The sequence below is a fragment of the Curtobacterium sp. VKM Ac-2865 genome (genome assembly GCF_015350905.1).
In the GTDB taxonomy this organism is placed as follows: Bacteria; Actinomycetota; Actinomycetes; order Actinomycetales; family Microbacteriaceae; genus Curtobacterium.
Window position 1 is genome coordinate 417,760 of the sequence record NZ_JADKRZ010000002.1, and the last position, 18,110, is coordinate 435,869.

Sequence of the window (18,110 nt, forward strand, 5' to 3'; positions counted from 1 at the left end):
CTTTCCTATAGGAAAGAGGTTCGATGACGAGCCTCGACATGCAGAGGAGCATCCCGTGAACCACGCACAGGACTGGGTCCAGCAGGACTGGGACACGACCACCTGGACCGCCGAGACGTGGCCGATCGCCGCCTGTCTCCACGGGTTCCCGGCCGTGGGGCGCGACGGGGTCGCGGTGCACGATGCCGCTCCCGAGGTCTGGGACGACATCCTCGGGCAGGTGGCAGCTGCGGGCTTCTCGCTCGCGGAGGTCGCGGACAGCCACATCCGCCCCGCGGACCTCGAGGTCTCACGCCGCGACGAGTTCCTGGCGATCGCGCGGTCCCACGGCGTCGGCATCCCGTCGGTGCACCTGCAGCGTCGCAGCGTCATCCAGCCCGGGCACGAGGAGGACAACCTCGCCTACGCGCACCGCACGATCGACGCGGCGGCCGAGTGGGGCATGCAGGTCTTCTCGACGGGGCTGCACCAGCCGTTCAACGACGCCCAGAAGCGGGCGCTCTGGTTCTGGACCGCGCAGGGCCCGAAGGACCCCGACGACCCCGAGGTGTGGCAGGCCGCGGTCTCACGTCTCCGCGAACTGGGGGAGCACGCGGCATCGGTCGGGCTCCCGATGGCGCTCGAGATGTACGAGGACACCTACCTCGGCACCGCGGACAGCGCCGTGCGCCTGATCGAGGACATCGGGCTCGACACCGTCGGCCTGAACGCGGACGTCGCGAACCTGATCCGCCTGCACCGTCCGGTCGAGGACTGGCGGGAGCTCTTCGCCAAGACGCTCCCGTACACGAACTACCTGCACGTGAAGAACTACACGCGTGACGAAGCCGGCGACGGGAGCTGGGCGACGAGCGTGCCGAGCACGATGGAGACCGGGCTCATCAACTACCGCCAGGTGCTCCGCGACGCCGTGGCGAACGGCTTCCGCGGCATCTTCATGACCGAGCAGTACGGCGGGGACAGCCTCGGTGTCTGCGCCACGAACCAGCGCTACATCCGGTCCGTCCTCGCCACCGCGAAGTTCGACGAGACCACCGGCACCCGCCAGTCCACCCGCATGCCCGCCGTCACCACCACTGAAGGAGCAGTCCGATGAGCACCCTCGAAATCGCCGTCGTCGGATCCGGCTACATGGGCGGCGGGATCGCGCAGGTCCTCGCGCTCGCCGGCCACACCGTCCACATCGCCGACGTCTCGGGCGAGATCGCCCGGCAGAACCTCGCCCGGCTGCTCGTCGAGACGCAGCAGTTCGTCGACGACGGGCTCTTCCCCGCTGACGCCGTCGAGCGGGTGCGCGAGCACCTCAGCGCCGCCGAGAGCATCGAAGACGCGGTGGCCACGGCTGACTTCATCGAGGAGGCGGTGCCCGAGAAGCTCGCGATCAAGCACGAGACCCTCCGACGCATCACGGCGGCGGCCCGGCCGGACGCGGTGATCGGTTCGAACACGTCGACCATCCTCATCGAGTCCCTCGCCGAGGCCGTCACCGGTCCCGAGCGGTTCCTCGGGGTGCACTTCTCCAACCCCGCGCCGTTCATCCCGGGCGTCGAGCTCATCCCGCACCCGACCACGGGGGACCACGCGGTGCAGGTCGCCGAGGCCGTCGTCGCCGCGACGGGCAAGCAGTCCGCGCGGGTCAAGGACTCCACCGGGTTCGTGCTCAACCGGCTGCAGTACGCCCTGTTCGAGGAGGCGACGAAGATCGCGGACGAGGGCATCGCGACCCCCGACGACATCGACACGATCGTCCGGACGACGTTCGGGTTCCGCCTGCCGTTCTTCGGCCCGTTCGCGATCGCCGACATGGCCGGGCTCGACGTCTACGCGTTCTGCTTCGAGTCGCTGCAGACCCGCTGGCCCGAGCGCTTCGCGACGCCGCCCTCGCTGCAGCAGCACGTCGATGCCGGGGAGCTCGGCACGAAGTCCGGTGCCGGGTACCTGCAGGTGCCGGCCGACCGCACGCCGGAGCTCGTCGCCTACCGCAACCGCGCCTACGTCGCCATGCAGAAGCTGCTGGACGAGCTCGGCCCGGCGCCGATCCACTGAGGGCGGCGGGTCAACGGCTGGCGGGCGAGTCCTCCGACGCGTCCGTGCGGCTCGTCTCGGCGTCGGCCCGGTCGTCCGCGTTGCTCGACCCGACGTCCTTGAGGTCGGAGCGGGTGCTGGCATGGATCGGCTCGGCGTGACCGAAGGTCCGGGCGGCAGCGCGGAGGCGTTCGACGAAGTCGCCGTCCTCGTCCTCGAGCTGGTCGTCGTCGGCGTCCTCGACCACGAGCTCGCTGGTCGGGCCGATCAGGATCTTCGTCGTGGTGCGCGTGCCGTCCGGGGCGATCGACGGCACCGCGACGGTGTCGGCTCGGTCGCCGCCGGAGAGGGCAGCCGCGTACTCGATCACCGCGTCGGCGATGTCGTCGCCGGTCAGGATCGTCGTGTTGTCGTACCGGATGTGTTTCATCGGTCCCTCCCTCCGTCCATCTTCGCGCGGGACGGGAGACGGTCGTCCAGCCGCCGCGCGATCCGCACAGGACTGAGCGGTGTCACTCCCGGGCGCCGGCGAGCCCGTGGTCGTTCGCGTAGACGACGAGCTGCACCCGGTCGCGCAGCCCGAGCTTGCCGAGCACGCTGCTGAGCTGGGTCTTCACCGTGGACTCGGTGACGAACTCGCGCGCCGAGATCTCGCTGTTCGACAGGCCCCGCGCCGCCCAGCCGAAGACGATCCGCTCCCGCTCGGTCAGGGTGCCGAACTCGGCGGGCTGCGGGGTCGGTGCCCGTTCGACGTCCTGCCCGAAGAGCTGCGCGAGGTCGTTCGGCGCGATCACCGAACTGCCCTCGTGCACGGCCCGGACCGCGGCGAACAGGAACGACGGCGTCGCGTCCTTGAGCAGGAACCCGCTCGCGCCGAGCCGGATCGCGGTGGCGGCGGCGGGGTCGAGGCCGAAGGTCGTGAGCACGATCACCCTGGGCAGGGGTTCGGGGAAGGCGCCGTCGAACAGTCGGCGGACGGTCTCGAGGCCGTCCATCCGCGGCATGCGCATGTCGAGCAGCACGATGTCCGGGTGCAGCTCGGTGACCAGTGTCAGGGCCTCGGCGCCGTCGGAGGCCTCACCGACGACCTCCATGTCCTCCTGCGCGTCGAGGACCACGCGGAGGCCTGCGCGGAACAGTGCCTGGTCGTCCGTCAACAGGATCCGGATGGGCGTGGTCACAGGGTGACTCCTTCGTCGATGTCGAGCGGCACACGGGCACGGGCGGCGAAGACGTCCTCGACGACCGCCGCGTCGAACGACCCGTCGAGCGCGGTGAGGCGGGAGCGCATGCCGACGATGCCCCGGCCGGAGCCGCCGGTCGCGCCGGTGCCGACGACGTTCTCGACCTCGAGCACGACGTCGCCGGAGCGCCAGGTCTCGCGGACCGTGACGGGCTGACCGGGAGCGCCGTGCCGCAGGGCGTTCGTGAGCATCTCCTGCAGCACGCGGCGGATCGCGGTGCCGGTGTCCGAGCGCATGGCCCTCGGGGTGCCGCGGACCGTGCGGTCGACCTGGACGCCGGCGTCGCGGATGCCCTGCACGATCTCCTCGAGCGAGCCCGGGTCGACGCGGTCGCCGGTGCCGTCGATGTGCCCGAGCACCTGTCGGACCTCGAGCAGGGAGCTACGGGCGGTGCTGGCGATGGTGGCGCTGACCTCGCGGATGCGGGCCTCGTCGTGCAGGAACGGGACCGAGTCGGCCTGCGCGATGATGACGGCGAGGGAGTGCCCGACGACGTCGTGGACGTCCCGGGCGATGGCACCACGGATGCGCTCCGACTCCGCTTCGTCGACGGCGCGCGTCGCGACCTCCTCGGCCTGCACGCGGAGTTCGGACTCACGCACGCGGAGCGCGGACTCGCGGTTGCGCGACGTCAGCGAGCGGACCGCGAGGCCGGTCGCCCACACGACGAGCAGCGACGCGACCGGGGCGGCGAGGGCGACCAGGGCCTGGTCGATCGGCCCGTTGACCAGCAGGGCGAACCGGAAGCCGGTGGTCGCGAGGTACACGGTCGCACCGACGCCGGCGACGACGGCCAGGATGCCCGACAGGACGACCTCGACCTTGTTGCCGACGATGACCGTCGTGCCGATGACGACGTAGAGCGCGATGTCGACCAGCGACGGCCGCTCGGAGCCGATGACCTGCACGGCGCCCAGCACGACGACTGCGAACATCGAGCCCGAGGGGGAGACCCGACGCACGGCGATGGCGACGACGGCGAGCACGACCGCCCACGTGCTCGCCTGTTCGAGCTGGACGTCGACCGGTGCGATGAACACCAGGCCGGCGACGAGCCCGAGCGCCAGGTCGATGACGACGGAACCGGGCGCGAGTGCCCTGATGAACCCCCGCCGATCCGTCACCACGTGATCATCGCACGGGCGCGTCCGGTCGTCGCGAGCAGGGCGGCCACGAGATCGACGTAGGACAGGCCCGCCGCGGCGAACATCCGGGGGACCTGGGACTGCTCGGTGAAGCCCGGCGCCGTGTTCACCTCGTTCAGCACGACACCGGCGGGGGTCACGAAGAAGTCGAACCGGGCGACCCCGGCACAGCCGAGCACGTCGTAGAGCGTCCGTGCTGCCTGCTCGAGCCTGGCGTGCTCCTCGGCGCTGATCCGGGCGGGCACCGTGAAGTCGGCCGAGCCGTCGTACTTCTGTTCGCGACCGAAGACGTCGCCGGGGCCGACACCGATCTCGAGCGTCGAACCGGCACGCACGACGCCGTCGCGGTCGCGGAACAGCGCGATGTCGACCTCGCGTCCGGTGACGAAGGCCTCGACGAGCGCGTGCTCGCCGGCCGAGAACGCCCGGTCCAGGGCGAGGCCGAGGTCGGCGACGTCCTGCACGACGGAGACGCCGTTGCTGGAACCACCCGTCGTCGGCTTGACCACGACGGGCAGCGGGACGGCGATGGCGGGGAGGTCGTCACGAGCCCCACCCCGTCCTGCGGTGTCGTCCCGGTGCACGAGCTGGCCGGGCGCCGTGCGGATGCCCACCGCCTCGGCGATCGTCTTCGTCACCCACTTGTCCATCCCGAGTGCCCCGGCGCGGACGGGCGACCCGACGAACGGCACACCGAGCAGCCCGAGGAGTCCGGCGATCGCACCGTCCTCACCACCGACGCCGTGCAGGACGGGGAACGCCACGTCAGACGACGTCAGCACGGTCACCGCCTCGGTCGGGGTCAGCGCAGTACCGTGCTCGTCGACCCACCCACCGGACCGGTCGATCGTGAGCGGGACCGCGTCGTGTCCGAGCTCCCGGAGCGCCCGGGCGACCGCTGCGGCCGAGGCGAGGGAGACGTCGTGCTCGTCGTTGGCGCCGCCGCCGATCACGGCGACGGTCTGCTGGGCGTCATGCACCGAGTGCCTCCAGGGTGCGGGCCGGCGCAGCGTCGGTGTCGTCCGTCGTCGGACGGCCGACCGCCGTCGAGCGGTGGACACGTGCCACCCGCGTCCCGATCCGCGTCACGATCTCGTGCTCGATGGTGTCCGACCACGCGGCCCACTCCGCCACGGTCGGCTCGCCGGCCGCGCCGGGTCCGAACACCGTGACGGTCTCCCCGGCGTCCAGGCGGTCGTCCCCGGTGTCGACGACGACCATGTCCATCGAGAACCGGCCCACCAGGGGCCGCCGGCGTCCGCGGACGGACACCTCGGCCCGCTCGGACGCCGCACGGGGCAGCCCGTCGCCGTAGCCGATCGGCAGGAGCGCCAGGTTCGTCCGCCGGTCCACGACGTGGTCCAGGCCGTACCCGACGCCGGTGCCGGGCTCGACCTCCCGTGCTGCGGCGACCTGGGTGGTGAGCGACAGGGCCGGACGCAGTGCCGACGAGGTGCCCGACGGGTCGATGCCGAACAGGCCGGCGCCGATGCGGTGCAGGTCGAAGCCGTCCGCGACGCCGGTGATGGTCGCTGCGGTCGCGGCGAGGTGGGTCACGGACGGCGTCAGGCCGCTGCGCCGAGCCGTGCGGACCGCGTTCCGGAAGAGCAGCCGCTCGCGGGTGGTCGGCCCGGTCGGCGCAGGACATGTGCCCCATCACCCCGACGACCCCGACGAGCCCGAGCGCCTCGGACTCGCGGGCGAGTGCGCACAGGGACGGCCATGCCTCGGCGGGGGAGCCGTCCCGGGCCATGCCGACGTCGACGTGCAGGTGGACCCGGGCGCGCTGGCGGACCGCGAGCGCGGCGAGCCCCACGGCGTGCAGGACCGCCGGGCTCGACACCGCGACGTCCACGTCGGCGAGGACGGCCGCGCTGAAGTCGGCGTCCGGCGGGTTCAGCCAGGTGAGGATCCTGGCGCGGACCCCGGCGGCGCGGAGGGCCAGGGCCTCGTCGATCGTGGCGACGCCCACCGACGTGGCGCCGCTCGCCAGGACCGACGTGGCGACGGCGCCGTGCCCGAACGCGTCGGCCTTGAGCACCGCCATCAGCCGGTTGCCGGTCAACGCGGCGAAGTACGCGGTGTTCGCGCGGATCGCGTCGTCGTGGACGACGAGTTCGGACGGCGCGGACATCAGCCGACCGTGCCGGCGGGAGCGCCGACGGTGACGGTGACGACCCCGCGGGGGAGCGCCGAGCCGGACGACGACGACGACGAAGAAGAAGAAGAGGAAGGGGACGACGACATCGACGACGACGTGGTCGCGGTCGGGTGGCTGCCGTCGATCGCCCAGCACGCCGTCCCGATCACGACGACGATGGCGACGAGGGTGGCGGCGGTGCTCCTGGTGGTCCTGCTGGTCATGGGACAAGCGTCCGGCAGGGGACCTTCAGCGGGCATCGTCCTGCGGGTCGAAGCCACTCAGCCCTCCGGGTGAGATCGACTCACGAGTCGGTCCCGGAGAGCACGACTCAGATGACGACGGACCCCAGCACGCGGTGCGCGATCGAGATCGACTCGCCCGACACCGCCGACAGTGGCGAGGACAGGAACGCGACCAGGTCGGCGATCTGCGTCGGGCTCGACTCCCCACCGGCACCACGCTGCACCTCAGCACCGGGCTCGTCGGAGACCGTGCCCGGGTTGACGACGTTCACCGTGACGCCCGACCCGGCGAGCTCGTCCGCCAGGTTCTTCGCGATGACGTTCACCGCGGTGTTCCGGAGCGAGGCCGTGATGTTGCCGGACAGGTACGCGTTCTGGCCGCTCACCACGACGACCCGGCCGAAGCCCGCGTCCCGTTGGGCCGGCAGGACGGCGTTCGCGACCCGCAGGAACCCGAGGGCCTTGCCGTCGACCGCCTGTGCGACCTGGTCGGGGTCCGACCGCTTCGCCGGGTCCAGCGTGCGCGCGCTCGGTGCCGCCGTCACGACCAGCACGTCGATGCGTCCGTGCTCGGCGAGCACCCGCGCGACGCCGGCGTCGACCGAGGCCTGGTCCGCGGTGTCCATCGCCACCGCGGAGATCGCCACCCCGGAGAGTCCCACACCTCCGTCCTCCGACGCGCTCCGCGAGGCCACCACGACGGTCGCCCCCTCGGCCCGGAGGCGGTCGGCCACGGCGGCACCGATGTAGCCCTTCCCACCGACGACGAGGGCGACACGGTCACTGAGCTGCAGGTCCATGCCCGTCACGCTAGCCCCCGGTGCCACGACCGTCCGAGCAGTTCGGTGCGCGAAACGTACAGCAGCCGAACCGTTCGTTGCGTGAACCGTTCACGTCCTGAAAGACTCTCACTCGTCCGATCCGGACGGCACGACGACGAGGAAGGCGGAACCAGACATGCGCAGCACGTACCACGGGGCTCAGCGGAGCACGTCGCTCTTCGGCACCCACACCCGCGTCGGCCTCACCGCCCCCGCCGTGATCGCCGCGTACGTCAACGCCCGCATCGAGGACCCCTCGCTGCTCTCGACACGGACCGAGCCGTCCTACGCCGACTTCTTCGCCGCCCAGCACGCCTGAGCACCGAGCACCCCTGAGCACCCACCGGCCTGAGCACCCAGCACGCCTGAGCACCCGGAGTCCCTGACCCCATGCCGTTGACCGTCGTCCGCCGCGAGCACCACCACCTCTACACCCGCGAGCCCCGATCCACCGCCGCCCGCCGCGCCGTCGAGGCCATCCTCCGGCTGCAGCACGCCGAGGAACAGCAGATCGAACATGCCCGCACCGAGAGCGGCCTGTCGAAGAACGAGTTCCTCGCCGTCCGGTACCTGCTCCAGGCGCACCGCGACCACCGCGCCATGGGGCCGAAGGACCTCGCCGTGATGCTCGCCGTGTCGAACGCGTCGGTCACGAAGCTCGTCGACACCCTCGTCGAGAAGGGCGACCTCGTCCGCACCGCACACCCCACCGACCGCCGGGCGCAGGTGCTCGAGCCGACAGAGCAGGCGGCCGCCAAGATCGACGCCTCGTACGCGCGCTTCCACGAGGTGGTCGTCGAGGTCCTCGACCGGCTGCCCGCCCCCGAGAACGAGGCCGTCACCCGGGCGCTCGGCCAGGTGGTCGAGGCGCTCGCCGAGACGGTGCCGGAGCCCGAGGACGAGTACACGGTGCCGGAGGGCGCTCGCTGACGCGACCAGGATCCGGACAGGAGGCTCGTGGCGGCGCCGCCACGAGCCTCCCGTCTTCTGCCCCACCGGAAACCTTCCAGCGGTAAGTTGTCTGCATGACCGCCGCCGAGGACGCCGACGCCGCTCCGCGACGCGGGTACCGCAAGGGCGCCGAGCGGCGGGTGCAGATCCTCGACGAGATGATCCGGATGGTCGCCGAGCAGGGCGTCGACGCGTCCTCGTTGCGCTCCGTGGCCGAGGCGCTCGGCATCACGCACGCCGCACTGCGGCACTACTTCCCCTCGCGTGACGAGCTGCTGCTGGCGGTCTACCGCGAGCACGAGGTGCGCGAGCAGAACTCGCCCGACCGGTTGGCGTCGGCGATCGGCGACATGCGGGACAGCGCCAGGCGCAACCGCGAGGTGCCCGGGCTCGTGCAGCTCTACACGACCCTGGCCGCGGACGCCGTCGGCGAGGGGCACCCGGCCACGAGCGACTTCATGCGCGAGCGCTTCGCGCGGTTGCGGTCGGAGCTCGCCCTGCTGATCCAGCGCGACCAGGACCTCGGCCGGATCCGGGCCGACCTCGACCCCACGGACCTGGCGTCCCTGAGCATCGCGGCGTCCGACGGGCTGCAGGTGCAGTGGCTGCTCGACCCGGACGCCGTCGACGGCGAGCGGGTCCTGCGCCTGCTCGAGCAGCTCGTCCCCCCGCCCGCGTCCTGACGCGAGCGGGGGAGCGTGCCCGAGCTACGCGGTGAGCACCGCCGCGGCGGGGTCGAAGTCCTCGGGGAGCGGCGGGATCGACGCCACGGTCGAGGTGATGTCGACCGCCGTGTGCGACTCGGCAGCGTCGCGGATGCCGAGCAGCACGTCGAGGACGTGCAGTGCGGTGGCACCCGAGGCGCGCTCGGGGCGGTCCTCGGCGATGGCGCGCGCGAGGTCGACGACCCCGGTACCGCGGCCCCAGGTCGACCCGACGGCGGTGATCGTCTCGGGCTCGTCCTGGCCGTACCGCCACAGGGTGGAGTCACCCTCGAACGTGTTCGGGTCGGGGAGCGAGATCGTGCCGAGCGTGCCGTTGATCTCCACGAAGCCCATGCGCGGCATCGCGTGCTGGAACGAGAACGTGGACTGTGCCGACTGCCCGCCGGCGAACTCGATGAGGGCCGCGTGGTGCGTCGGGACCTCGACCGGGAACGTCTCGCCCGCGCGGTCGCCGGACGCGATGGTCCGACGCTCGAGCGACTTCGACGACACGGCCTGCACGCGGGTGGCGGCACCGAGGGCGTGCACGAGCGTCGTCACGTAGTACGGACCCATGTCGAACAGCGGTCCGGCACCCGTGGCGAACAGGAAGTCCGGGTTCGGGTGCCAGGCCTCGGGCCCGGGGACGTGGAACATCGTCGTCGCGGTGAGCGGCTCGCCGATGTCACCGCGGGCGATGGCCCGGAGCGCGGTCTGGATGCCGGCGCCGAGCACCGTGTCCGGCGCGGTCGCGACCCGGAGGCCCCTGGCCTTCGCGGACTCGAGCACCGCGGCGGCGGAGTCGTGGTCCGTGGCGATCGGCTTCTCGCTCCAGACGTGCTTGCCGGCGTCGATGATCTGCTGGTCGACCTCGGCGTGCGCGGCCGGGATCGTCAGGTTGATGACGATCTGGACGTCGTCCCGGGCCAGGAGCTCCTCGACCGAACCGGAGGCCCCGACGCCGTACTCCGCTGCCTGGGCAGCAGCGCGGTCGAGCAGGACGTCGGCGACGAAGCGGACCTCGACGTCGGCGAACTGCGTCAGGTTGCCCAGGTACTGCGTGGAGATGTTGCCGGCACCGATGATGCCGATCCCGACACGGCTCACTTGTCGTTGTCCTTCAGCCAGGTGAGGGACTCGGCGATGCCCTCGAAGACGTCGCCCTTGTACGCGTCGAACTCGACGACGCGGATCGCCTGGGGCGCAGCGGCGAGGATCGACACCACGTCGACGTCGCCCTGGCCGGCGGGGGTCTGGTTCTCGAAGGCGCGCTGCAGGGCCTCAGGGACGATGAGGGCGCTCTCGGACGAGGGCAGGGCGTCGCGGATGTCGCCGTCGACCTGGCCGTCCTTGACGTGGATCGCGACGACGCGGTCCCCGAGGGAGCGGAGCACGGCGGGGGCGTCCGCGCCACCGACGGTCGCCCAGAAGGTGTCGACCTCGAGGACGGTCTCGGGGGCGAGCTGCTCGACGAAGAGCTCGTAGACCGTGCGGCCCTCGACCTTGTTCGTGAACTCCCACTGGTGGTTGTGGTAGCCGAACTGCAGGCCACGGGCTGCGGCCTCGGCGGTGAGCTCGTTGACGCGGTCGGCGATGGCCTTGACGTCGTCGGCGGTCTGCCAGCGGTCGGTCGGGATGAACGGGTCGATGACCGTCGTGATGCCGAGGCGCTCGGCGGCGTCCCAGATCGGCGTGGTGTCGGCGGCGTCGATCACGGCGACGTGGCCGGACGGGGCCTTCAGGCCGGTGGCGGCGAAGGCCCGCTCGAGGTCGGCGGCACGCTCGACGAACGCGTAGGGCTCGACGTTCTCGTACCCGATCTCGCGCACGCGGGCGATGGCCGCATCGAGGTCGTCGGCGATGGCGTCTCGCAGCGAGTACAGCTGCACGGAGGTGATGGGCATTGCGCGGGGCTCCTTCGGTCCTGACTGGGCTGTGCTGACCCGTCGAGGACGCGATGCTCCGCGGCGAGATCGAGGACGACGCTACACCGAAAACCACCCGGTGTGTAGTTTTGCGTCGCCCGTGTCCGCGCCCCGTCGTCACGAGCGTCCGCGCCCCGTCAGCCGCGGCCGGCGCACCGGGCGTGCGCCGAGCCTCCCGGGCTAGCGTGGACCGGTGCTCCACGACGCGACCCTGACCTTCGACAGCCCCGCCGGACGCATCTGTGGCCAGCGCGACGACGGGGTGGTGCGGGTCCTCGGGGTCCCGTACGCACACGCCGAGCGCTTCCAGCCGCCGCAGCCGGTGCCGCCGTTCCCCGACGTGTTCGACGCCGACACCCCGGCGCCCCTCGCGCCGCAGTCGGCCTCCCCGGTGGTCGACCAGCTCCTGCACGTGGTCGAGGCCGAGGTCGACGAGCACTGCCAACGGCTCTCGATCACGCTGCCGGCCGACGTCGGCGCCGACGAGCGCCTGCCGGTGATGGTCTGGGTGCACGGCGGCTCGTACGTCATCGGTGGCGGGGACCTGCCGATGAACGACCCGACCGACCTGGTCACCGAGCAGCGGGTCGTCGTCGTGACCGTCACCTTCCGGCTCGGGGTGCTCGGGTTCCTCGGCGACGGCGACCGGGTGCCGGCGAACCTCGGGCTGCTCGACCTCGTCGCGTCGCTCGGGTGGGTGCACGAGAACATCGCCGCGTTCGGCGGCGACCCCGCGAACGTCACCGTGTTCGGGCAGTCCGCCGGCGGTGACGCCGTCGCGCACCTGATGATCAGCGAGGGCACCGAGGGCCTGTTCCACCGGGCGATCGTGCAGAGCGCGCCGCTGGGTCTGTCGCGGGGGCGCTCCCGGATGAACCGCGCCATGGTGCGGACCATCGGCGCGGTCGGCCCGGACACGGCGCTCGAGGACCTGCTCGGTCGACAGGCCCGCGCGGAACGGATCGCGATGCCGTTCGGCCTGCGCGGCGGGATGCCCTACGGCACCCAGTACGGCTTCGCGCCGCTGCCCGCGGAGCGCGACCTCGCCGACGCCTGGCGACGGGTCGCGCCCCGCATCGACCTGATGATCGGCTCGGCCGCGGACGAGACCGCGATGTACGTGCCCGTCCTGCCGGGCGTGCGTCAGGTCGCCCGCACCCGGGTGGGCCGCGCGCTCGTGCGGTGGTGGCTCGTCCGCCCGTTGACCGAGGTCATCTACGGCCGCGATGCCCGTCGGTTCGCCGAACGGCACCGCGCCGGCGGCGGCACGGCGGTCCGGTACCGACTGCTCCGCGGTGCGACGCGACGGCCGACCGGTGCGGCACACATGGGTGAGCTCCCGATGCTGCTCGGCGGGCGCGAGGCCTGGGCCGGCAGCCTGTTCGTGTCCGAGCGCGACTGGCCCGAGGCCGAACGCCGTGGCCCCGGGATCCGGGCGATCTGGGCCGAGTTCGCGCGGACCGGCCGGGTCACGGCGCCGAGCGACGAGACGCTGGCGTTCGACCGCGGGTGACTGCGGCGTCCGCCCGTGGGCGACGGCGGCGTTCGCCCGCGGCTGTCGGCAGCGGGTGGCCCAGGCCGGCACCCCCTGAACTGGCGGTATCCACGGTCGTTCCACCCCCGGAGAATCGGGGCATGCCCGTGTCCGTGGATCCCGACCTCCGTGCCCGCATCGTGGCCGCGGGGATCTTCGCGTACCGCGCAGCCGACTTCCACCAGGTCGGACCCGAGGAGGTCGCGGTCCACGCCGACATCACGGTGGAGGAGTTCCGTCTCGCCTACCCGGTCTGGGAGCTCTTCATCGTCGCGGTGGTCGACCGCTGGAACACCGCCACGCGGCAGATCCTGCGCCCCATCGCCGAGCGCGAGGGTGCCGTCGCCTACGTCCGCGCCCGCCTGGAGACCGGCGAGGGCGACCCCGCGCTGGTCCGACTGCGCATCGCCCTGCTGAGCGCCGCGTCGAACCCCGGGCACGCCGCCGCCGGGTGGTTCCGCAAGCAGTACGCGCGCTCGTTCGAGGACCTCACGCTGACCCTCGCCCGCGACGTCGTGATGGGGCGCGAGGCCCGCGGGACCGCACCCCGCCACGGTGCTGAGCAGCTGCTCGCGCTGTACGAGGGCCTGCAGCTGCAGTCCCTGCTCCGCGACGACGTCGACCTGCTCGGCGGGTACGACCGCGCCGTGGCCCGGATGCGGGTGGGCTGGGCGAGCGGCCCCGTCGCGCAGCCGACCCGCTGACAGCAGCACCGGGACCACCCGGACGGGAGGCTCGGCGCGGCACGCGTGCGCACCCGCGGCTTCCTGGGATGGTCGGGTCATGGAGTACACGGACTACGACACCCGGCTGGCGGCGTACGGCGTGGTCACGCACGAGGGGCGTGTGCTGCTGGCGATGCAGCGCTTCCCCGAAGCCGGGACCTGGGCGCTGCCCGGCGGCGGCGTCGAGTACGACGAGGGCGTCGAACAGGCCGTCGTCCGCGAGTTCATGGAGGAGACCGGGTACGAGGTCACCGTCGGGGGACTGCTCGGTGTGCGGCACCACCTGGTGCCCGCGGAGCGACGGATGCACGAGAACGGCCGGCCGATGAAGGCCGTGCAGGTCGTGTTCCGCGTGCGGATCACCGGCGGAGCCCTGCGGGACGAGGCCGACGGCTCCACCGAGCGGGCGGACTGGATCCCGATCGCGGAGCTCCCGCACCACCGGCACGGCCTGGTCGTGCCGATCGCGCTGGGGTGGGCGGGCGCGCTCGGCTGAGCCGTGCCGCACCGCCCGGGGCGCGGTCTCGGCGGTGAGATCGCAGTTGGTGTCGGGTCGGCGCTGCCCGAGCCGACACGAAGTGCGATCTCAGCGTCGGCACTGCCCGGTCGTCACTCGGCGATGACGCTGAAGACGTTGCCGGAGGGGTCGGTGAACCAGGCGATGAGCGGGCCACCTCTGCGGTTGACGCCCTTCGCGTCGGTCATGCCCTCGTACTGCAGGAACGTCACGCCCTTCGCGGTGAGCTCGTCGACCGCGGCGTCGACGTCGGGCACGGGGAAGTTGAGCACCGTGAAGGCCGCGGGCTCGTGCGCGGGGCCCTTCGGGTAGGCCAGCACCCATCGGCCGCCGCCGAGCTGGAGCGCGAGCATGCCGTGGTCCTCGGTGACCTCGAGCCCGAGGACGTCCTCGTAGAACGCCTTCGCCTCGGCCGGGTCCCGCACGGAGAACCCGCTGAACGCCTTCGTCGCGTCGATCGTCATGCCGACAGTGAACTCCTCTGGGAGGATGAGGGCGTGCGCACGGAGGGAACGGTCGACGACGCCGTCCGCCGCGCGGTCGAGCTGGCCGCGTCCGGCGAGCGGGTCGTGCTCGGCATCGCGGGAGCCCCCGGCGCGGGCAAGTCGACCCTGGCCCGCCGCGTGGTCGTCGCCGTCGACGAGCACCTCGGCGCCGGCACCGCCGTGCAGGTCCCCATGGACGGCTTCCACCTGTCGAACGCCGCACTCGACCGCCTCGGTCGGCACGACCGCAAGGGCGCGATCGACACCTTCGACGCCGACGGGTACGTCGCCCTCGTCCGCCGGTTGGTGAACGGTGACGAGCCCGTCGTGTGGGCGCCGGACTTCGACCGCCGCGTCGACGAGCCCGTCGCCGGCAGCATCGCCGTGCCGCAGGCAGCCAGGCTCGTGGTGTCGGAGGGCAACTACCTCCTCGACGACTCCACCCCCTGGGCAGCGCTGCCCGACCTGTTCACCGAGACCTGGTTCTGCACGGTCGACGACGACGTCCGCGTCGACCGCCTCGTCGGTCGGCACATGCGACACGGCCGCGACCACGAGGCGGCCCGCACCTGGGCGGTGGAGGTCGACGGCGTGAACGCCGCACGGGTCGCTGCCACGGTGAGCCGAGCCTCCCGGATCGTCCGGACCTGACCACCTGCGGGTCGCGACCCGCACCACACGACAGGAGCCCTCATGACCATCGCCATCACCGGAGCGACCGGCAACATCGGCGGCGCCGTCGCCCGCGCGCTCGCCGCGGACGGCGCGCCGTTCCGCATGGTCGTGCGCGACCCCGCCCGTGCACCGGAGCTGCCGGGCACCGAGGTGCGCACCGCGACGTTCGCGGACGCCGCGGCGTCGCGGGCCGCGCTGGAGGGCGTCGACCTGCTGCTCATGGTCTCCGGAGCGGAGGCTCGGGACCGGCTGGAGCAGCACCGGACCTTCGTGGCGGCGGCTGCGGACGCGGGTGTCCGGCACGTCGTCTACACGTCCTTCATGGGCGCCGCGGAGGACGCGACCTTCACGCTCGGGCGCGACCACTGGGCGACGGAGCAGGCGATCCGCGCGACCGACATGGGGCACACGTTCCTGCGGGACAGCTTCTACCTGGACTTCGTCGAGGACCTGGTCGGCGAGGACGGCGTGATCCGGGGACCCGCGGGCGACGGCGCGATGGCAGCGGTCGCGCGGGCGGACGTGGCGCGGGTGGCGACGGCCGTGCTCCGGGACCCGGCGGCGCACCTCGACCGGACGTACGACCTGACCGGGCCGGTGGCGATCACGCTCGCGGAGGCGGCGGCGGTCGTGAGCGCGGAACGTGGTCGTGCCGTGCGGTACCAGCCGGAGACGGTGGAGGAGGCCTACGCCTCGCGGGCGCGGTGGAACCCCGAGCCGTGGCAGGCGGACGCGTGGGTGAGCACGTACACGGCGATCGCGGAGGGGGCGCTCGCGCGGGTCACGGGTGACGTCGAGCGGGTGACGGGTCGGGCGCCGATGTCGTTGCGGGACGTGTTGCGCGCGGGCTGAGTTCCGCGCGGCTCAGGGCACCCGGCGCGCGGCCAAGGTGCCGACGACACCGAGGACCAGCACCGCCACGAGCACGACGAGCAGCGGCGCCGTCCAGTCCCCGGTCGCACCGTGGAGCGCCCCGGCGACGATCGGCCCCGCGGACCCGAGCAGGTACCCGCCGCCCTGCACGAACGCGGACATCCGGCGGGCATCGTCGTCGTTCGAGACGAGCCGCACGATGATGATGAAGATCACCGTGATGCCGCCGCCCTGGGCCGCACCGCCGAGGATCGACCACAGCAACCAGAGCTGCGGCGCGAACAGCAGCCCGAGGGGCATCGCGAGCCACAGGGTCCCGACGAGGGACAGGATCGCGCGGGGTCGCCAGCGCGCCGCGAGGACCGGAACGCCGAGCGCCCCGACCACCGCGAGGATCTGGAACACGGACGAGCTCGCCCCGGACGACGCCTTCGAGAAGCCGATCTCGTCGTGCAGCAGCGTCGGGATCCAGGCGGTCAGGGCGTAGTACGAGAAGGCCTGCCCACCGAAGGCGAACGTCAGTCCAATCGTCACCCAGCGGGTCGGGCGCACGACGGAGACCCGAGTCGGCCTGGTCGTGGTGCGGACCGCGCCGGTGTCGAGCACCTGGTCGATCGGCCCGGTGACCGGCAGCGGTTCGGCGACCGCACCGGACCGTGGGCCGAGCCAGGCGGCACGCGCACCGACGGTGTACGTCCAGGCGAGGCCGGCGATCAGCGCGAACACACCCCACAGGGCGATGGCGACCGGCCAGCCCCACAGGTCGGCGATCGGGGCGGTACCGAGCGAGGTCGTCATCGACCCCACGTTGAGCGCCGACGTGTAGACGCCGGTGACGATCCCCACGCGTTCCGGCGAGGTGTCGCGGCGGATGACCACCGGGACGACGACGTTGCCGATCGTGATGCCGATGCCGATCACCGCGGTGCCGATGAGCAGTGCGGCGGCACTCGGCAGCGACCGGATCACCGTGCCGACGAGCACGACGACGAGCGACAGCGACACCGCCCGCTCCGGGGTGGCCTTCGCGATCACCCAGCTCGCGAGCGGTGTCGCGAGGGCGAAGCAGAGGACGGGGATCGTCGTCAGCAGCCCTGCGACGGTGGTGGTGAGCCCGAGGTCCATCCGGACGTCCCCGATGACGGGTGCCGGCGCGACGATGGGCCCACGGAAGTTCAGCGCGACCAGGACGATCGCGACCGGCAGGACCCAGCCCGCGCGGCGGACCAGCTCGCCCCGGGTGCTCACGCCCGGCCGGCGAGGTCGGCGGCGGACGTCCCAGAAGCGTCGGACCCGGAAGCGTCCGAGCCCGAGCCCGAGCCCGAGCGCGTTCCCGTGTCCGACCCGGGCAGCAGGATCGGCAGCAGGTCGAGCGGGGTGGCGGCGGTCGCGATGGTGCCGACGGCCTCGGCGGGGGAGCCGTAGCCCCACTCGGCGAAGACCACCGGGACCCCGTGCACGGTCGCGCCCTCGACGTCGTGCACCCGGTCGCCGATCAGCACCGGACGGCTGATGTCGAACCCGCGGGCGTCGAGACGCTTGAGCGCTTCCTCGACCACGTCGGCCTTCGAGGACCGGACCTCGTCGTCGCTCGCCCCGGTGATCACGTCGATGTCCCCGACGAGTCCGTAGTGGTCGAGGATGTACGTCGCCGGGGTCTCGGGCTTGCTCGTCGCCGTCGAGATCGGCAGCCCGGCCTGGTGCAGGGTGCGGAGCACGACGTCGATGCCCTCGAACATCCGGGAGTCGAGCGCCCCGTGCGAGAAGTAGTGCTCGCGGTACACGGCGAGCGTGCGGTCGGCGAGCTCGTCGTCCATGCCCATCGCGATGTGGAAGGTGTCGAGGATCGGCGGACCGACGAACGACATCATCGTCGCGCGGTCGGGGACGGGCACGCCGACCTGGCGGAACGTGTACGTCAGGCTCTCGAGGATGCCCGGCGCCGAGTCGCTGATGGTGCCGTCGAGGTCGAAGAGGATGGCGCTGAACGGGCTGGTCATGTCAGGACCAGCCTAACCGGGGCGGTGGAGGCGACCGTCAGCGGGCGGGACGCGCGCTGCGGAGTCGGGCCGAGCCTCCTGGCCGTCGGGTGTTCCTTCCC

22 protein-coding genes and 1 pseudogene are annotated in these 18,110 nt (G+C 72.4%); 11 read left to right on the top strand and 12 right to left on the bottom strand.

The genetic code is table 11. The features are described from left to right. Positions 1 to 55 precede the first annotated feature (55 nt). Entirely contained in the window at positions 56 to 1,096 is a 1,041-nt protein-coding gene (locus ITJ54_RS07060) for a sugar phosphate isomerase/epimerase family protein (RefSeq protein ID WP_194626850.1), read from the top strand. Beyond that, positions 1,093 to 2,046: a 3-hydroxyacyl-CoA dehydrogenase family protein gene (locus tag ITJ54_RS07065; RefSeq protein WP_194626851.1), complete on the top strand. Its 954-nt coding sequence runs from the start codon at positions 1,093 to 1,095 to the stop codon at positions 2,044 to 2,046. Before ITJ54_RS07060 ends, ITJ54_RS07065 begins: the two co-directional genes overlap by 4 nt. A 10-nt stretch (positions 2,047 to 2,056) precedes the next feature. Here ITJ54_RS07065 and ITJ54_RS07070 read toward each other — a convergent pair whose 3' ends face one another. The 6 genes and pseudogenes from ITJ54_RS07070 to ITJ54_RS18455 all read right to left on the bottom strand — a co-directional run. Continuing rightward, positions 2,057 to 2,455 carry a hypothetical protein gene (locus ITJ54_RS07070; protein ID WP_228508720.1) on the bottom strand — a complete coding sequence of 133 codons (399 nt, stop codon included), beginning with the start codon at positions 2,453 to 2,455 and terminating at the stop codon, positions 2,057 to 2,059. 82 nt (positions 2,456 to 2,537) lie between these two features. Next, positions 2,538 to 3,206 (bottom strand): response regulator, encoded by a 669-nt coding sequence (locus ITJ54_RS07075; protein ID WP_194626852.1) that lies wholly within the window; start codon positions 3,204 to 3,206, stop codon positions 2,538 to 2,540. Continuing rightward, positions 3,203 to 4,393, bottom strand: a complete 1,191-nt coding sequence (locus tag ITJ54_RS07080; RefSeq protein ID WP_323741620.1) for a sensor histidine kinase — start codon at positions 4,391 to 4,393, stop codon at positions 3,203 to 3,205. The genes ITJ54_RS07075 and ITJ54_RS07080 overlap by 4 nt, the downstream gene beginning before the upstream one ends. After that, positions 4,390 to 5,394, bottom strand: a complete 1,005-nt coding sequence (locus ITJ54_RS07085; RefSeq protein WP_194626853.1) for a D-alanine--D-alanine ligase family protein — start codon at positions 5,392 to 5,394, stop codon at positions 4,390 to 4,392. Before ITJ54_RS07085 ends, ITJ54_RS07080 begins: the two co-directional genes overlap by 4 nt. Further along, positions 5,387 to 5,971: an alanine racemase gene (locus tag ITJ54_RS17865; RefSeq protein ID WP_323741621.1), complete on the bottom strand. Its 585-nt coding sequence runs from the start codon at positions 5,969 to 5,971 to the stop codon at positions 5,387 to 5,389. The genes ITJ54_RS07085 and ITJ54_RS17865 overlap by 8 nt, the downstream gene beginning before the upstream one ends. Before the next feature lie 121 nt (positions 5,972 to 6,092). Then, a pseudogene (locus ITJ54_RS18455) lies at positions 6,093 to 6,548 on the bottom strand (alanine racemase); the annotation flags it as partial. Between ITJ54_RS18455 and ITJ54_RS07095 the strand changes: the two are divergent. Further along, positions 6,519 to 6,851 carry a hypothetical protein gene (locus ITJ54_RS07095; RefSeq protein ID WP_228508722.1) on the top strand — a complete coding sequence of 111 codons (333 nt, stop codon included), beginning with the start codon at positions 6,519 to 6,521 and terminating at the stop codon, positions 6,849 to 6,851. The pseudogene ITJ54_RS18455 and the gene ITJ54_RS07095 sit on opposite strands and share 30 nt — an antisense overlap. 34 nt (positions 6,852 to 6,885) lie before the next feature. Here the strand turns inward: ITJ54_RS07095 and ITJ54_RS07100 are convergent, their stop codons facing one another. Continuing rightward, positions 6,886 to 7,599 carry an SDR family NAD(P)-dependent oxidoreductase gene (locus ITJ54_RS07100; protein ID WP_194626854.1) on the bottom strand — a complete coding sequence of 238 codons (714 nt, stop codon included), beginning with the start codon at positions 7,597 to 7,599 and terminating at the stop codon, positions 6,886 to 6,888. 157 nt (positions 7,600 to 7,756) lie between these two features. On the opposite strand from ITJ54_RS07100, the gene ITJ54_RS07105 reads away from it, so the two are divergent. From ITJ54_RS07105 to ITJ54_RS07115, 3 genes are all read left to right on the top strand, one after another. After that, positions 7,757 to 7,939, top strand: a complete 183-nt coding sequence (locus ITJ54_RS07105; RefSeq protein WP_194626855.1) for a hypothetical protein — start codon at positions 7,757 to 7,759, stop codon at positions 7,937 to 7,939. 71 nt (positions 7,940 to 8,010) lie between these two features. Next, positions 8,011 to 8,550: a MarR family winged helix-turn-helix transcriptional regulator gene (locus ITJ54_RS07110; protein WP_194626856.1), complete on the top strand. Its 540-nt coding sequence runs from the start codon at positions 8,011 to 8,013 to the stop codon at positions 8,548 to 8,550. Positions 8,551 to 8,645: 95 nt separating this feature from the next. Beyond that, a complete protein-coding gene (locus ITJ54_RS07115) occupies positions 8,646 to 9,254 on the top strand; it encodes a TetR/AcrR family transcriptional regulator (RefSeq protein WP_194626857.1) in 609 nt (202 codons plus the stop codon). Positions 9,255 to 9,278: 24 nt separating this feature from the next. Here ITJ54_RS07115 and ITJ54_RS07120 read toward each other — a convergent pair whose 3' ends face one another. Both ITJ54_RS07120 and ITJ54_RS07125 read right to left on the bottom strand, forming a co-directional pair. Further along, on the bottom strand, positions 9,279 to 10,382 hold the full coding sequence (locus tag ITJ54_RS07120) for a Gfo/Idh/MocA family protein (protein ID WP_194626859.1): 1,104 nt from the start codon (positions 10,380 to 10,382) through the stop codon (positions 9,279 to 9,281). Further along, positions 10,379 to 11,179: a sugar phosphate isomerase/epimerase family protein gene (locus ITJ54_RS07125; RefSeq protein ID WP_194626861.1), complete on the bottom strand. Its 801-nt coding sequence runs from the start codon at positions 11,177 to 11,179 to the stop codon at positions 10,379 to 10,381. Before ITJ54_RS07125 ends, ITJ54_RS07120 begins: the two co-directional genes overlap by 4 nt. A gap of 214 nt (positions 11,180 to 11,393) precedes the next feature. On the opposite strand from ITJ54_RS07125, the gene ITJ54_RS07130 reads away from it, so the two are divergent. The 3 genes from ITJ54_RS07130 (at position 11,394) to ITJ54_RS07140 (ending at position 13,955) form a co-directional block, all read left to right on the top strand. Continuing rightward, positions 11,394 to 12,713, top strand: coding sequence for a carboxylesterase family protein (locus ITJ54_RS07130; RefSeq protein WP_194626863.1), 1,320 nt, complete (start codon positions 11,394 to 11,396; stop codon positions 12,711 to 12,713). A 122-nt stretch (positions 12,714 to 12,835) separates the two neighbouring features. Then, positions 12,836 to 13,438 (top strand): TetR family transcriptional regulator C-terminal domain-containing protein, encoded by a 603-nt coding sequence (locus ITJ54_RS07135; protein ID WP_194626865.1) that lies wholly within the window; start codon positions 12,836 to 12,838, stop codon positions 13,436 to 13,438. Between the two features lie 79 nt (positions 13,439 to 13,517). Next, positions 13,518 to 13,955 carry an NUDIX hydrolase gene (locus ITJ54_RS07140; protein WP_194626867.1) on the top strand — a complete coding sequence of 146 codons (438 nt, stop codon included), beginning with the start codon at positions 13,518 to 13,520 and terminating at the stop codon, positions 13,953 to 13,955. A gap of 113 nt (positions 13,956 to 14,068) precedes the next feature. Here the strand turns inward: ITJ54_RS07140 and ITJ54_RS07145 are convergent, their stop codons facing one another. Then, positions 14,069 to 14,440: a VOC family protein gene (locus ITJ54_RS07145; protein WP_071278694.1), complete on the bottom strand. Its 372-nt coding sequence runs from the start codon at positions 14,438 to 14,440 to the stop codon at positions 14,069 to 14,071. 33 nt (positions 14,441 to 14,473) lie between these two features. On the opposite strand from ITJ54_RS07145, the gene ITJ54_RS07150 reads away from it, so the two are divergent. Then, positions 14,474 to 15,112, top strand: a complete 639-nt coding sequence (locus ITJ54_RS07150; RefSeq protein WP_194626869.1) for a nucleoside/nucleotide kinase family protein — start codon at positions 14,474 to 14,476, stop codon at positions 15,110 to 15,112. A 42-nt stretch (positions 15,113 to 15,154) separates the two neighbouring features. After that, on the top strand, positions 15,155 to 15,988 hold the full coding sequence (locus ITJ54_RS07155) for an SDR family oxidoreductase (protein ID WP_194626870.1): 834 nt from the start codon (positions 15,155 to 15,157) through the stop codon (positions 15,986 to 15,988). 12 nt (positions 15,989 to 16,000) lie between these two features. On the opposite strand, the gene ITJ54_RS07160 is transcribed toward ITJ54_RS07155, so the two are convergent. After that, the gene (locus ITJ54_RS07160) at positions 16,001 to 17,257 is read right to left on the bottom strand and encodes a CynX/NimT family MFS transporter (RefSeq protein WP_194626872.1); all 1,257 of its coding nucleotides are present in this window, start codon (positions 17,255 to 17,257) and stop codon (positions 16,001 to 16,003) included. Then, the gene (locus ITJ54_RS07165; protein ID WP_228508724.1) at positions 17,254 to 18,009 is read right to left on the bottom strand and encodes an HAD hydrolase-like protein; all 756 of its coding nucleotides are present in this window, start codon (positions 18,007 to 18,009) and stop codon (positions 17,254 to 17,256) included. Before ITJ54_RS07165 ends, ITJ54_RS07160 begins: the two co-directional genes overlap by 4 nt. Positions 18,010 to 18,110 lie beyond the last annotated feature (101 nt).

Bases quoted from the DNA above. Each gene is read 5' to 3' on its own strand.
- ITJ54_RS07065 (WP_194626851.1), top strand. From the start codon at position 1,093: ATGAGCACCCTCGAAATCGCCGTCGTCGGATCCGGCTACATGGGCGGC.
- ITJ54_RS07165 (WP_228508724.1), bottom strand. From the start codon at position 18,009: ATGACCAGCCCGTTCAGCGCCATCCTCTTCGACCTCGACGGCACCATC.
- ITJ54_RS07140 (WP_194626867.1), top strand. From the start codon at position 13,518: ATGGAGTACACGGACTACGACACCCGGCTGGCGGCGTACGGCGTGGTC.
- ITJ54_RS07105 (WP_194626855.1), top strand. From the start codon at position 7,757: ATGCGCAGCACGTACCACGGGGCTCAGCGGAGCACGTCGCTCTTCGGC.
- ITJ54_RS07135 (WP_194626865.1), top strand. From the start codon at position 12,836: ATGCCCGTGTCCGTGGATCCCGACCTCCGTGCCCGCATCGTGGCCGCG.
- ITJ54_RS07070 (WP_228508720.1), bottom strand. From the start codon at position 2,455: ATGAAACACATCCGGTACGACAACACGACGATCCTGACCGGCGACGAC.
- ITJ54_RS07155 (WP_194626870.1), top strand. From the start codon at position 15,155: ATGACCATCGCCATCACCGGAGCGACCGGCAACATCGGCGGCGCCGTC.
- ITJ54_RS07145 (WP_071278694.1), bottom strand. From the start codon at position 14,440: ATGACGATCGACGCGACGAAGGCGTTCAGCGGGTTCTCCGTGCGGGAC.
- ITJ54_RS07100 (WP_194626854.1), bottom strand. From the start codon at position 7,599: ATGGACCTGCAGCTCAGTGACCGTGTCGCCCTCGTCGTCGGTGGGAAG.
- ITJ54_RS07115 (WP_194626857.1), top strand. From the start codon at position 8,646: ATGACCGCCGCCGAGGACGCCGACGCCGCTCCGCGACGCGGGTACCGC.
- ITJ54_RS07125 (WP_194626861.1), bottom strand. From the start codon at position 11,179: ATGCCCATCACCTCCGTGCAGCTGTACTCGCTGCGAGACGCCATCGCC.
- ITJ54_RS07110 (WP_194626856.1), top strand. From the start codon at position 8,011: ATGCCGTTGACCGTCGTCCGCCGCGAGCACCACCACCTCTACACCCGC.